The sequence below is a fragment of the Propionicimonas sp. genome (genome assembly GCF_034927565.1).
Classification (GTDB): domain Bacteria; phylum Actinomycetota; class Actinomycetes; order Propionibacteriales; family Propionibacteriaceae; genus Propionicimonas.
The window spans coordinates 31,583-43,760 of sequence record NZ_JAYFPT010000016.1 but is presented as its reverse complement, the minus strand read 5'-3'; the positions used below and the strand labels follow the sequence as shown (position 1 = coordinate 43,760).

The 12,178-nt window shown below is 68.3% G+C and carries 12 protein-coding genes; all 12 read left to right on the top strand.

Going from position 1 to position 12,178, the window contains the following annotated elements; genetic code table 11:
• Positions 1-335 precede the first annotated feature (335 nt).
• The 12 genes from VB080_RS04885 to nuoK all read left to right on the top strand — a co-directional run bounded on the left by VB080_RS04885 (position 336) and on the right by nuoK (position 12,141).
• On the top strand, positions 336-1,595 hold the full coding sequence (locus tag VB080_RS04885; RefSeq protein ID WP_323417309.1) for a geranylgeranyl reductase family protein: 1,260 nt from the start codon (positions 336-338) through the stop codon (positions 1,593-1,595).
• A 37-nt stretch (positions 1,596-1,632) separates the two neighbouring features.
• The gene (locus tag VB080_RS04880; RefSeq protein WP_323417308.1) at positions 1,633-1,992 is read left to right on the top strand and encodes an NADH-quinone oxidoreductase subunit A; all 360 of its coding nucleotides are present in this window, start codon (positions 1,633-1,635) and stop codon (positions 1,990-1,992) included.
• 33 nt (positions 1,993-2,025) lie between these two features.
• Positions 2,026-2,589 carry an NADH-quinone oxidoreductase subunit B family protein gene (locus VB080_RS04875; protein WP_323417307.1) on the top strand — a complete coding sequence of 188 codons (564 nt, stop codon included), beginning with the start codon at positions 2,026-2,028 and terminating at the stop codon, positions 2,587-2,589.
• Positions 2,586-3,347, top strand: coding sequence for an NADH-quinone oxidoreductase subunit C (locus tag VB080_RS04870; protein WP_323417306.1), 762 nt, complete (start codon positions 2,586-2,588; stop codon positions 3,345-3,347). Before VB080_RS04875 ends, VB080_RS04870 begins: the two co-directional genes overlap by 4 nt.
• 68 nt (positions 3,348-3,415) lie before the next feature.
• A complete protein-coding gene (locus VB080_RS04865) occupies positions 3,416-4,693 on the top strand; it encodes an NADH-quinone oxidoreductase subunit D (RefSeq protein WP_323417394.1) in 1,278 nt (425 codons plus the stop codon).
• Positions 4,690-5,412 carry an NADH-quinone oxidoreductase subunit NuoE gene (nuoE, locus tag VB080_RS04860; protein WP_323417305.1) on the top strand — a complete coding sequence of 241 codons (723 nt, stop codon included), beginning with the start codon at positions 4,690-4,692 and terminating at the stop codon, positions 5,410-5,412. The genes VB080_RS04865 and nuoE overlap by 4 nt, the downstream gene beginning before the upstream one ends.
• Positions 5,409-6,725 carry an NADH-quinone oxidoreductase subunit NuoF gene (nuoF, locus tag VB080_RS04855; protein WP_323417304.1) on the top strand — a complete coding sequence of 439 codons (1,317 nt, stop codon included), beginning with the start codon at positions 5,409-5,411 and terminating at the stop codon, positions 6,723-6,725. Before nuoE ends, nuoF begins: the two co-directional genes overlap by 4 nt.
• On the top strand, positions 6,722-9,151 hold the full coding sequence (locus VB080_RS04850; RefSeq protein ID WP_323417303.1) for an NADH-quinone oxidoreductase subunit G: 2,430 nt from the start codon (positions 6,722-6,724) through the stop codon (positions 9,149-9,151). The genes nuoF and VB080_RS04850 overlap by 4 nt, the downstream gene beginning before the upstream one ends.
• Positions 9,148-10,488 (top strand): NADH-quinone oxidoreductase subunit NuoH, encoded by a 1,341-nt coding sequence (nuoH, locus tag VB080_RS04845; protein ID WP_323417302.1) that lies wholly within the window; start codon positions 9,148-9,150, stop codon positions 10,486-10,488. Before VB080_RS04850 ends, nuoH begins: the two co-directional genes overlap by 4 nt.
• A complete protein-coding gene (gene nuoI / locus VB080_RS04840) occupies positions 10,488-11,048 on the top strand; it encodes an NADH-quinone oxidoreductase subunit NuoI (RefSeq protein WP_323417301.1) in 561 nt (186 codons plus the stop codon). The genes nuoH and nuoI overlap by 1 nt, the downstream gene beginning before the upstream one ends.
• Positions 11,045-11,845, top strand: coding sequence for an NADH-quinone oxidoreductase subunit J (locus tag VB080_RS04835; protein ID WP_323417300.1), 801 nt, complete (start codon positions 11,045-11,047; stop codon positions 11,843-11,845). Before nuoI ends, VB080_RS04835 begins: the two co-directional genes overlap by 4 nt.
• On the top strand, positions 11,842-12,141 hold the full coding sequence (nuoK, locus tag VB080_RS04830; RefSeq protein WP_323417299.1) for an NADH-quinone oxidoreductase subunit NuoK: 300 nt from the start codon (positions 11,842-11,844) through the stop codon (positions 12,139-12,141). The genes VB080_RS04835 and nuoK overlap by 4 nt, the downstream gene beginning before the upstream one ends.
• Positions 12,142-12,178: the final 37 nt, after the last annotated feature.

Sequence of the window (12,178 nt, the reverse complement as noted above, 5' to 3'; positions counted from 1 at the left end):
GGGCGTCGAGCGCCAGTCCCCTGGGCGGAGCGCTCGACGCCAAGGGTGGCGCTCGATGAAGGGGAGGGGATCGCGAGGGGGGCCGGAGGAGTGAGGAGGGGCCGGGAGGGGTGGGGAGGGTGGGGGAGGGGGCGGTGCGAGGGGAGTCGAAAGGGGGTTTATCGGAACGATCCAGTGACGAAAATCGGGCCGAATCCGCCAAATGGCTACGGCGGGAGGTTTTCCCTAGGATGACGAGGAGAGCGCAGAACGAGCTTGCTCGTTGTCGCCGACGAGGAAATCCATGGCGCGGTCATAAACTGGCTAGGCCGATCATTTTCAAGGAGCCCCAACCCATGTCCGAGACCCAGGCCGACGTGATCGTCGTGGGGGCCGGACCAGGCGGATCCACGACAGCCCGCTACCTGGCCGAGCGGGGTCTGGAGGTGGCGCTGCTGGAGAAGAGCAGCTTCCCGCGCGAGAAGGTCTGCGGCGACGGCCTGACCCCGCGGGCGGTCAAGCAGCTGATTCGGCTGGGCATCGACACCAGCGAGGCCAACGGCTGGGTGCGCAACAAGGGCCTGCGGGTCTACGGCGGCCGCACCGAGCCCTTCGAACTGCGCTGGCCGGAACTGGCCGAGTTCCCGCCCTACGGCCTGGTGAAGGGACGCGCCGACTTCGACAAGATCCTGGCCGACCATGCGGTGGCCGGCGGTGCCCGGCTCTTCGAGGAGACCACCGTCACCGGCGCGATCACCGGCCGTGGCGGCCGGGTCACCGGCGTGACCACCAAGGACGGCAGGACATTCAGCGCGCCGGTCGTGGTCGCCGCGGACGGCAACTCGTCCCGGCTGGCGCTCTCGGTCGGCCGGGAGAAGCGCAAGGACCGGCCGATGGGCGTGGCCGTCCGCACCTACTTCACCTCCCCGCGCAGCGATGACGACTACATGGAGTCCTGGCTTGAGCTGTGGGACGGCAAGCCGGGGGAGTCCAACCTGCTGCCCGGCTACGGCTGGATCTTCGCCATGGGCGACGGCACCTGCAATGTCGGCCTGGGCACGGTGAGTTCGTCGGCCTCCGGGCAGGGTGCCAACTTCCGCCAGATGTTCAAGGCCTGGCTGGCCACCACCCCCGAGGAGTGGGGCTTCCGCGAGGCCAACCAGGTCGGGACGATCGGCTCGGCCGCGCTGCCGATGAGCTTCAACCGGCAACCCGCCTACCGCGACGGTCTGCTGCTGGTCGGCGACGCCGGCGGCATGGTGAGTCCCTTCAACGGCGAGGGCATCGGCTACGCGATGGAGGCCGCCGAGATGGCCGCCGACGCGGTCACCGACGCCCACTTCCGCGGCTTCGGGACGCCCAGTGCCGAGCGCGCCCTGCAGGGCTACGTCAGCCGGCTCAAGGGCGAGTGGGGCGGCTACTTCCGGCTCGGGCAGGTCTTCGTCTCGCTGATCGAGCACCCGCAGGTGATGCATGTCTGCACGAAGTACGGGCTGCCGCGCCCGACACTGATGCGTTTCGTGATGAAGATGCTGGCCCACCTGTACGACACCCGCGATGGTGATTGGATGGACAAGGTGCTCACCACGCTGACAAAGGTGGCACCCTCGGCATGAGAACTTGCGCAGGAAGTCAGGAAAGGTCGAGCAGTCGATGAGTCCCTACATTCCCATCCTCGGCATCATGGCGTTGGCCGCGCTCTTCCTGGGCGCCTCGGTGACACTGAGCGCCTTCCTGGGTCCGCGACGGTACAACCGCGCCAAGTACGACTCCTACGAGTGCGGCATCGACCCCACCCCCCAGCCGGAAGGCGGCGGCCGGTTCCCGATCAAGTACTACATCATCGCGATGCTCTTCATCGTCTTCGACATCGAGACGGTCTTCCTCTACCCGTGGGCGGTCTCCTTCGGCCAGCTGGGCTGGTTCGCCCTGGTCGAGATGCTGCTGTTCATGGCGACGGTGTTCATCGCCTACATCTACGTCTGGCGCCGCGGCGGCCTGGAGTGGGACTGAGGCCCGCAATGCGATCAAGAAAGGGCAGGAACCATGGTTGGCGGTATTGAGGACAAGCTTCCCCAGGGTGTGCTCCTGACCACGCTGGAGGGCGTGTTCGGCTGGATGCGGCAGGCGTCGTTCTGGCCGGCCACCTTCGGTCTGGCCTGCTGTGCGATCGAGATGATGACCTACGGCGCTCCCCGGTTCGACTCCGGCCGGTGGGGCCAGGAGGTCTTCCGGGCCTCTCCCCGGCAGGCCGACCTGATGATCATCTCCGGCCGGGTGAGCCAGAAGATGGCCCCGGTGCTGCGCCAGGTCTACGACCAGATGCCCAACCCCAAGTGGGTGATGGCGATGGGGGTGTGCGCCTCGTCGGGCGGCATGTTCAACAACTACGCGATCGTGCAGGGCGGTGACCATCTGGTGCCGGTCGACATCTACGTCCCCGGCTGCCCGCCGCGGCCCGACATGCTGATCGACGCCATGTTCAAGCTCAAGAAGGACATCGTCGCCAAGCGTCCTATGGCCCAGAACGAGTTGGACGCGATCGAGGCCGCCGAGCAGGCCGCGCTGACCGCTCCCGCCACGCACGAGATGAAGGGGCTCATGCGATGACCGACGAGAAGTTGCCCGGCGAGGAGAAGACCATCGACACCCGGGTCACGGCGGACGAGTCGGCGCCGAAGGCGGGCCTGGAGCGCGAGGACGCCCAGCCCGATCCCGAACTGGTCTCGGCTGCCCCGGCTCCGGTTCCGACCCGCCGGGGGATGTGGTCCGAGGGCACTGGCGACACCTCCGGCTACTCCCGGATCGTCCGCGAGGTGGCGCGCCCCGTCCCGGCGACGCCGCCGCTGGGCTCCTGGTACGACGGTGTCCGCAACCGGCTCGCCAGCCTGGTCGAGAACCCGTATCTCAAGGTCACCCTCGAGCACGACGAGCTCACCTTCTACGTGCCGCGGGAGAAGCTCACCGCGGTGATGCAGGCACTGCGCGACGATGCGCAGTTGCGGTTCGAGTTCTGCGCCAGCGTCTCCGGAGTGCACTACCCCGACGATGGCGGCGCCGAACTGCACGCCGTCTACCACCTGGCGTCGATGACCCACAACCGCCGGCTGCGGGTGGAGACCACCTGCCCCGACACCGACCCGCACGTGCCCAGCGTGGTGGCCACCTACCCGGCCGCCGACTGGCACGAGCGCGAGACCTGGGACATGTTCGGGATCATCTTCGACGGCCACCCCCACCTCACCCGGATCCTGATGCCGGACGACTGGGTAGGTCACCCGCAGCGCAAGGACTACCCGTTGGGCGGGATCCCGATCGAGTACAAGGGCACCACGGTGCCGCCGGTCGACCAGCGCAGGAGCTACTGATGACAGCGCAGAACGCCGACTTCTACGCGGCCCCCGGGGAAGAGACCGAGGGCACCGTCTACACCGCGATGGGCGGCGGTGACTTCGCCAACATCGCCCGCGAACAGGCCGAGCGCAACGACGAGACCCTGGTCATCAACATGGGCCCGCAGCACCCGTCAACCCATGGCGTGCTGCGCCTGATGGTGGAGTGCGAGGGCGAGACGGTGAAGTCCATCCGTCCCGGCATCGGCTTCCTGCACACCGGTATCGAGAAGAACATGGAATACCGGACGTGGACCCAGGGCACCACCTTCGTGACCCGGATGGACTACGTCGCCCCCATCTTCAACGAGGCCGCCTACTGCTTCAGCGTCGAGCGCCTGCTCGGCATCACCGACCAGATCCCCGAACGCGCCCAGGACATCCGGGTACTGATGATGGAGCTGTGCCGGATCGCCTCCCACCTGGTGGCGGTCGGTACCGGTGGCATGGAGATCGGCGCGCTGACCGTGATGACGATCGGCTTCCGGGAGCGGGAGATGATCCTCGACTTCTTCGAGGCCGTCACCGGGCTGCGGATGAACCACGCCTACATCCGTCCGGGCGGGGTGGCCAATGACCTGCCCGACACCGGCATCGCCCAGTTGCGCGACCTGATCGACTGGCTGGAGAAGCACCTGCCGGAGTACGCGGCGTTCTGCAACGAGAACCCGATCTTCAAGGGACGGATGTGCGGCGTCGGTCACCAGGACCTCTCGGCCTGCTTCGCCCTGGGGGTGACCGGGCCGGTGCTGCGCTCGACCGGTTACGGCTGGGACCTGCGCAAGACGCAGCCCTACTGCGGCTACGAGAAGTACGACTTCGACGTGCCGACCTGGGATACCGCCGACGCCTACGGACGGTTCCGCGTCCGGCTGGACGAGATGTGGGAGAGCCTGAAGATCGTCAAGCAGGCCACCGACCGGCTGGAGGCCTCCACCGGGCAGCCGGTGATGGTCGACGACCCGAAGATCGCCTGGCCGGCGCAACTCGCGCTCGGCCCGGACGGCCAGGGCAACTCCCATGAGCACATCAAGCACATCATGGGCGAGTCGATGGAGGCACTGATCCACCACTTCAAGCTGGTCACCGAAGGCTTCCGGGTGCCGGCCGGCCAGGCCTACGTCCCGATCGAGAGCCCGAAGGGCGAGCTCGGCTGCCACGTCGTCTCCGACGGTGGCACCCATCCGTTCCGGGCGCACATGCGCGACCCCGGGTTCAACCACCTGCAGTCAGTCCCGATCCAGTGCGAGGGCGGCATGATCGCCGACATCGTGGTGGCAGTCGGATCCCTCGATCCAGTGATGGGAGGCGTCGATCGATGAGCGGGCACGAGTTCCAGTCCTTCTTCCCCGACTCGGGTGAGGTCGACATGACCGATACCTCGACCAACATCGACCAGACCACGCTCGCCGAGTTGCGGCAGATCGCCGCGCGCTATCCGCAGCCGCGGTCGGCGCTGCTGCCGATGCTGCACCTGGTGCAGAGCGTGGACGGACGGGTCTCCCCGGCCGGTATCGAGGCCTGCGCCGACATCCTCGGCATCACCACCGCCCAGGTGTCCGGGGTGGCGACCTTCTACACCATGTACCGCCGCCGTCCCGGTGGGAAGCACCACATCGGGGTGTGTACCACGGCACTGTGCGCGGTGATGGGCGGCGACGCGCTGCTGGAGCGGGTCGAGCACAAGCTCGGCATCAAGACCGACGAGACCACCGCCGACGGCACCTTCTCGCTGGAACGCATCGAGTGCAACGCGGCCTGCGACTTCGCCCCGGTGATGATGGTCAACTGGGAGTTCATGGACAATATGACCCCCGAGAAGGCCGACCAGCTGCTCGATGACCTGGCCGCCGGCAAGGACGTGTCGGCCTCCCGCGGGGCGACCATCACCAGTTGGCGCGAGGCCGAGCGGGTGTTGGCCGGCTTCCCGGACGGTCGCGCCGACGAGGGGCCGAGCGCCGGTGAGGCCTCGCTGCTCGGCAAGGGAATCGCCGACCGGCAGGGCTGGGCGGCCCCAAATCCTGAGGAGACGGCACTGTGACCGACCTGCTGACTCCCGTCCTCTCGGCCAACTGGGGCACCGAGAAGTCCTGGGGCATCCAGGCCTACACCGCCCAGGGCGGCTACGCCTCGCTGGACAAGGCCTTCGCGATGACCCCGACCGAGGTCACCACCCTGGTCAAGGACGCCGGCCTGCGCGGCCGTGGCGGCGCGGGCTTCCCGACCGGCATGAAGTGGAGCTTCGTCCCGCAGGACAACCCGAACCCGAAGTACCTGGTGGTCAACGGCGACGAGTCCGAGCCCGGCACCTGCAAGGACATGCCGCTGCTGCTGGCCTCGCCGCACACCCTGGTGGAGGGGATGATCGTCTCCTCCTACGCGATCAACTGCCACACCGCCTTCGTGTACGTGCGTGGCGAGGTGCTGCACGTGATCCGTCGGCTGCAGCAGGCGGTGGCCCAGGCCTACGCCGCCGGCCACCTCGGTAAGGACATCCACGGCTCCGGCTTCGACCTGGACATCATCGTCCATGCCGGCGCGGGCGCTTACATCTGCGGCGAGGAGACCGCCCTGCTGGACTCCCTGGAAGGGCGTCGCGGCCAGCCCAGGCTGCGTCCGCCGTTCCCCGCGGTCGCCGGCCTGTACGCCTCCCCGACGGTGATCAACAACGTCGAGTCGATCTCCTCGGTGCCGTGCATCGTCAACAACGGGTCGAGCTGGTTCTCGTCAATGGGCACCGAGAAGTCCAAGGGCATGACCATCTACTCCCTCAGCGGCCATGTGGTGCGGCCGGGGCAGTTCGAGGCGCCGCTCGGGATCACCATGCGGCAGCTGCTGGAGCTCTCCGGCGGCATCCGCGAGGGCCACGAGCTGAAGTTCTGGACGCCGGGCGGTTCGTCCACCCCGATCCTGACCCCCGAGCACCTCGACGTCCCGCTGGACTACGAAGGGATGGCCGGCGTCGGCTCGATGCTGGGCACCAAGGCGCTGCAGGCCTTCGACGACACCGTCTCGGTGGTGCGCACCACGCTGCGCTGGGTCGAGTTCTACAAGCACGAGTCCTGCGGCAAGTGCACTCCCTGCCGGGAGGGCACCTGGTGGCTGGTGCAGCTGCTGAAGAAGTTCGAGTCCGGCACTGCCGAGGAGGGCGACATCGACAAGCTGCTCGACCTGTGCGACAACATCGGCGGCAAGTCCTTCTGTGCGCTGGCCGACGGTGCGGTGGCGTGTGTCACCTCGGCGGTGCGGCACTTCCGTCCCGAGTTCGAGTCAGGTTGCCACACCCCGGCCTGGGAGTTGTTTCCCTACGGACGCAGCGCACTGTTCGCCGTGGGAGAAGGGAGCCACGCATGAGCGTCGTGACGAAGCCCGAGCAGGCGGTCGCGCCGGTCGACCAGATCACCGTCACCATCGACGGGACCGAGGTCCAGGTACCCAAGGGGACGCTGGCGATCCGGGCGGCAGAGATGATCGGGATCGCCATTCCGCGATTCTGCGACCACCCGTTGCTCGACCCGGTCGGCGCCTGCCGGCAGTGCATGGTCGAGGTACCCGATATGGGCAACGGACGCGGCATGCCCAAGCCGCAGGCCTCCTGCACCCTGGAGTGCGCCCCGGGGATGAAGATCAATACCCAGCTCACCTCGCCGGTGGCGGCCAAGGCCCAGACCGGCATGCTGGAATTTCTGCTGGTCAACCACCCGCTCGACTGCCCGATCTGCGACAAGGGCGGCGAGTGCCCGCTGCAGAACCAGGCGCTCAGCAACGGCCGCGGCGAGACCCGCTACGAGGGCGTCAAGCGCACCTTCCCCAAGCCGGTGCCGGTCTCGGCGCAGATTCTGCTCGACCGGGAACGCTGCATCCTGTGCGCCCGCTGCACCCGGTTCTCCGAGCAGATCTCCGGCGACCCGTTCATCACGCTGGTGGAACGCGGTGCGCTGCAGCAGGTCGGCAAGTACGCCGAGCACCCCTACAACTCCTACTTCTCCGGCAATGTCATCCAGATCTGCCCGGTGGGTGCGCTGACCAGCGTCTCCTACCGCTTCCAGAGCCGGCCCTTCGACCTGGTCTCCACCCCGTCCACCTGTGAGCACTGCGCGGGCGGCTGCTCGCTGCGGGTCGACCACCGGCATTTCCAGGTGAAGCGGCGGCTGGCCGGCGAGAACCCGGAGGTCAACGAGGAGTGGAACTGTGACAAGGGCAGGTTCGCCTTCGTCTCCGGACGCGGCGCCGACCGGATCACCCGTCCGCTGGTGCGTCGCGACGGCGTACTGAAGGTGGCCAGCTGGCCGGAGGCGGTCGACGCCGCGGTGGCCGGACTGCAGGCGGCCGGCAACTCCGCCGGTGTGCTGACCGGCGGCCGGCTGACCGTCGAGGACGCCTACGGCTACGCCAAGTTCGCCCGGGCGGTGCTCGGCACGAACAACATCGACTTCCGCTCCCGTCCGGCCTCGGAGGAGGAAACTGCCTTCCTCGCCGAGCGGGTGGCCGGCCGCAAGCTCGGTGACGGCGTCACCTACGCCGACCTCGAGGCCGCCAAACAGGTCGTCCTGGTCTGCCTGGAGCCCGAGGAGGAGGCCGCGGCCATCTTCCTGCGGCTGCGCAAGGCGGTCCGCAAGCGCGGCCTGACGGTGGTCACCGTCGCGCCCTACGCCTCGAACGGCTCGACCAAGCTGGGTGCCAGCCTGGTCGCCACCGCCCCCGGTGGCGAGGCCGAGGCGCTCGCCGGCCTGGCCGTCGATGCCGACACGATCATCCTGGTGGGGGAGCGCGCCGCGGTCTCGCCCGGCACCCTGACCGCCGCGGCAGCCCTGGCCGACGCTACCGGTGCCCGGCTGGCGTGGGTGCCGCGCCGGGCCGGCGACCGCGGTGCGGTCGAGGCCGGCTGCCTGCCCAACCTGCTGCCCGGTGGCCGCCCGGCGCGTGATGTCAGTGCCCGGGTGGACGTGGCCGCTGCCTGGGGAACCGACATCCTGCCCGCCGAGCCCGGCCTGGACGCCGCTGGCATGCTGGCCGCCGCCGCGCAGGGCACTCTGAAGGCTCTGGTGGTGGCCGGCTTGGAGCCGCGCGACTTCGCCGACGCCGCCGCGGCTCGCGCCGGCCTGGAGAACGCGGGCTTCGTGGTGGCCCTGGAGTCACGGCAGTCGGAGGTCACCGAACGGGCGGATGTGGTCTTCCCGGTCGCGTTGATCGAGGAGCACTCCGGCACCTTCCTCAACTGGGAGCATCGTCCCGGCGTGGTCAACACCGTGATCAGGCAGGCGAACGATCCGATGACCGACCTGCGTGTGCTGGCCGCCCTGGCCGATGCGCTGGCCAGCCCGTTGGGGGTGCGGACGGTGGGTTCGGCGGCAGCCGAACTGGCCGAACTCGGCGCCTGGGAGCCCGAGGACGACGCCGTGGCCTGGGACGACGTGTCCCGGGACGATGCACCGTCCATGCCGGTCGCGAAGCCGGCCTCCGGCGGTCTCCGGCTGGCCACCTGGCGGCAGTTGCTCGACGGCGGTCGCGGGATGGACTACGAGGACGCCCTGGCCGCCACCGCCAAACCGGCGGTGGCCCGGGTCAGTCCGGCCACGGCCGGCGCCGCCGGCCTGAGTACGGGAGCCGAGGTGGTGATCGCCGGCCCCGGCGGCAGCCTCAGCCTCCCGCTGGAGATCGCCGAGGACATGGTGGACGGCACCGTCTGGGTGCCCACGCACGCGCCCGGGATGTCGCTGGGCGAACTCGGCCTGGTCTCCGGTGACACGGTCGAACTCAGCCTGGGAGGTGTCGCATGACCCCGATGAACGATCCCTGGTGGCTGGTCCTGATCAAGGTCATCGTGCTGTTCGTCGTCCTGCTGGTGTGGACGATCTTCAACGTCTGGTACGAGCGCCGGCTGGTCGGCAAGATGCAGCACCGGCTCGGTCCGATCATGAACGGCCCGTTCGGGCTGGGCCAGGCCCTGGCCGACGGCATGAAACTCCTGATCAAGGAGGATTTCATGCCGCACATGGTCGACCGGGTGCTATTCGTCGCCGCCCCGATCATCGCCGGCACCGCGGCCTTCACCGCCTGGGCTGTGATCCCGTTCGGCGGTGAGGTGGAGATCTTCGGCGTGACCACCCGGCTGCAGCTGGCCGACCTGCCGATCGGCACCCTGGTGCTGCTGGCGGTCACCTCGGTGGGCATCTACGGCTTCGTGCTGGCCGGCTGGTCGTCCAACTCGCCCTACTCGCTGCTGGGCGGCCTGCGCTCCAGCGCGCAGATGATCTCCTACGAGATCGCGATGGGCCTGTCGCTGGTGGCGGTCTTCCTGTACGCCGGCACGATGTCCACCGCCGGCATCGTCGAGTTCCAGCGGGCGCCGCTGCTGCTGTTCGGCGGGCCGGATGTCGGGCTGCAACAGTGGATGTTCATCGCCCTGATCCCGAGCTTCGTGATCTACGTCATTGCCATGGTGGGCGAGACCAACCGCGCGCCCTTCGACCTGCCCGAGGCCGAGTCCGAGCTGGTGTCGGGCTACATCACCGAGTACTCCGGCTTCAAGTACGCGATCTACTTCCTGGCGGAGTACATCAATATGGCCACCGTCTCGGCGATCGCCACCACGCTGTTCGTCGGCGGCTACCTGACGCCGTGGCCGTTGAACCTGATCCCGATCCTCAACAACCCGTGGCTCGGCCCGATCTGGTTCGCGCTCAAGGTGCAGTTGTTCATCTCGCTGTTCGTCTGGCTGCGTGGCACGCTGCCGCGGTTCCGCTACGACCAGTTCATGAAGCTCGGCTGGAAGTGGCTGATCCCGATCTCGCTGGGCTGGATCGTCGTGATCGCCGTGATGCGCAAGCTGATGAGCGAGAACCTGCTGCAGGGTCCGCTGCTGTGGGGGCTGCTCGGCCTGATCGTGGTGGTGCTGCTGGCGATCGTCTTCCTCGGCGAGAAACCGGAGCCCGAACCCGAACCGGCACCCGACGGACCGTTCGACGCCTTCGCAGGCGGCTACCCGGTCCCGCCGATGCCCGGCCAGGTCCTTCCCGAACTGGCGGACGTGGTGGCGTCCACCATCGAGCCTGCCGAGGCCGCCGAATCGGCGGACGCCGGCGAGGTAGTCGAATCCATCCAGAAGGAGGCGTGATGGGCATCTTCGACCCATGGGCGGGATTCGGGGTGACCTTCCGCACCATCTTCCGCAAGACCTTCACCCAGGGCTACCCGGAGAAGGGCAAGGAGAAGGTCACCGCCCCGCGGTTCCATGGCCGGCACCAGTTGAACCGTTGGCCGGACGGCCTGGAGAAGTGCGTCGGCTGTGAGTTGTGCGCCTGGGCCTGCCCGGCGGACGCGATCTACGTCGAGGGCGCGGACAACACCGAGACCGAGCGCTACAGCCCCGGTGAGCGGTACGGCCGGGTCTACCAGATCAACTACCTGCGCTGCATCCTGTGCGGGTTGTGCATCGAGGCCTGCCCGACCCGGGCACTCACGATGACCAACGACTTCAAGCTGGCCGACACCACCCGCGAGAAGATGATCTACACCAAGGATCGGCTGTTGGCGCCGCTGCTGCCCGGCATGGAGGAGCCGCCGCACCCGCGCCGGTTGGGCGCCGAGGAGAAGGACTACTTCCTCGGCCTGCCGCGCACCGGCGAGCCGGACAACAGGACGCCGGTCGACGAGGCTGCCGGAGGTGCCCGATGATCCCGCTGGTCACCGGCGCCGACGTCACCTTCTGGATCTGCGGACCGCTGATGGTGCTCGGCACCCTCGGCCTGGTGGTGTTCCGGAAGGCCGCGTACGCGGCGCTGTCGACGGCGTTCGCGATGCTGAACCTGGCGGCGATCTACTTCGCGCTCGACGCTCCCTTCCTGGGCGCGGTGCAGATCATCGTCTACACCGGCGCGATCATGATGCTGTTCCTGTTCGTGCTGATGCTGGTGGGCGTCGACACCCCGGACTCGGTGGTGGAGACGCTGCGCGGGCAGCGCATCGCCGCGGTGATCGTGGCGATCGGCCTGTTCGCGCTGATCGTCCTCGGCATCGGTGGCGCGATCACCGCCCCGGCGGTCGGGCTGGAGGCGGCCAACGCCGCCCACCAGGGCCACATCGAGTCGCTGGCGGCGCTGATCTTCGGACGTTACGTCTTCGCTTTCGAGATCACCTCGGCGCTGCTGATCACCGCTGCCGTCGGCGCGATGGTGGTGGCCCACACCCGCCGGGTGCACCCGGTGCCCGGGCAGGCCGAGCGTGCCGAGGCGCGGATGAAGGACTACGCCGCCAAGGGCACTCACCCCGGCTCGCTGCCCAACTCCGGTGTGCTCGCCCGGAACAACTCGATCGCCACTCCGGCGCTGCTGCCGGACGGCTCGGTGGCACCGGAGTCGATCTCGCAGACCCTGGCCGGCCGCAGCGCCGTGGTGGACGCCCCGGCGCTGTCCAGTCAGACCGCCGAGACCTTCCATGCGATCGAGCGTGTCGCCCAGGAGGAGGAGAAGTGACCACCGAGAACCTGCTCTACCTGGCGGCGATCGTCTTCACGATCGGCACCATCGGCGTGATGACCAGGCGCAATGCCCTGGTGATCTTCATGTCCATCGAGTTGATGCTGAACTCGGCCAACCTGGCGATGGTGGCCTTTGCGCAGCAACGCGGCGGACTGGACGGTCAGGTGGCCGCCTTTTTCGTGATGGTGGTGGCCGCCGCCGAGGTGGTGGTGGGGCTGTCGATCATCGTGACCATCTTCCGCACCCGGCGATCGACCTCGGTCGATGCTGCCAGCCTGCTGAAACTCTGACCGTGATGGAACTCTGAGGAGAGTGACGTGATTCTGG

What these genes read in the sequence shown, in the direction of transcription:
- VB080_RS04885 (WP_323417309.1), top strand. Translation starts at nt 336, where the DNA reads ATGTCCGAGACCCAGGCCGACGTGATCGTCGTGGGGGCCGGACCAGGC.
- VB080_RS04865 (WP_323417394.1), top strand. Translation starts at nt 3,416, where the DNA reads ATGGGCGGCGGTGACTTCGCCAACATCGCCCGCGAACAGGCCGAGCGC.
- VB080_RS04850 (WP_323417303.1), top strand. Translation starts at nt 6,722, where the DNA reads ATGAGCGTCGTGACGAAGCCCGAGCAGGCGGTCGCGCCGGTCGACCAG.
- VB080_RS04835 (WP_323417300.1), top strand. Translation starts at nt 11,045, where the DNA reads ATGATCCCGCTGGTCACCGGCGCCGACGTCACCTTCTGGATCTGCGGA.
- nuoE (WP_323417305.1), top strand. Translation starts at nt 4,690, where the DNA reads ATGAGCGGGCACGAGTTCCAGTCCTTCTTCCCCGACTCGGGTGAGGTC.
- nuoH (WP_323417302.1), top strand. Translation starts at nt 9,148, where the DNA reads ATGACCCCGATGAACGATCCCTGGTGGCTGGTCCTGATCAAGGTCATC.
- nuoI (WP_323417301.1), top strand. Translation starts at nt 10,488, where the DNA reads ATGGGCATCTTCGACCCATGGGCGGGATTCGGGGTGACCTTCCGCACC.
- VB080_RS04880 (WP_323417308.1), top strand. Translation starts at nt 1,633, where the DNA reads ATGAGTCCCTACATTCCCATCCTCGGCATCATGGCGTTGGCCGCGCTC.
- VB080_RS04875 (WP_323417307.1), top strand. Translation starts at nt 2,026, where the DNA reads ATGGTTGGCGGTATTGAGGACAAGCTTCCCCAGGGTGTGCTCCTGACC.
- VB080_RS04870 (WP_323417306.1), top strand. Translation starts at nt 2,586, where the DNA reads ATGACCGACGAGAAGTTGCCCGGCGAGGAGAAGACCATCGACACCCGG.